A 434-nucleotide genomic window follows, 5' to 3' on the forward strand; every position below is an offset into this window, starting at 1 on the left:
ATGATTACCATCCGCAACGTCAGCCACACCATCGGCAGCAACCCCATCCTCAACGACGTCAGCCTCGACATTCCCGAAGGCGGCATTACCGCGCTAATCGGCCCGAACGGCGCAGGCAAGTTCACTTTCCTCTACTTTATGGCGCGCCTGCAACCCTTGGTACACGGCGACATCAGCTACGCAGGCAAAGACATCAAAACCACGCCCACCGCCGAACTCGCCCGCACGCTCTACATCCTCACCCAAGAAAACAGCATCATGAGCCGCATTACCGTGCGCGACCTGCTCATGTTCGGCCGCTATCCCTACCACCAAGGCAGGCCGTCTGAAACGGATAAAACTATCGTCGAAGAAGCACTCGCCGAGTTCCACCTGCAAGGCTTTGCCGACCGCCTGCCTATTATACACATCTGACGCTGCCGACGAATTAGACG

The 434-nt window shown here is 57.4% G+C and carries 1 pseudogene; it reads left to right on the forward strand.

What is annotated here, in order from left to right:
- Window positions 1-393: pseudogene (locus tag ACTHUG_RS11525) on the forward strand (ATP-binding cassette domain-containing protein); the annotation flags it as partial.
- Window positions 394-434 lie beyond the last annotated feature (41 nt).

Source organism: Neisseria sp. P0022.S009 (genome assembly GCF_051956675.1).
Classification (GTDB): Bacteria; Pseudomonadota; Gammaproteobacteria; order Burkholderiales; family Neisseriaceae; genus Neisseria.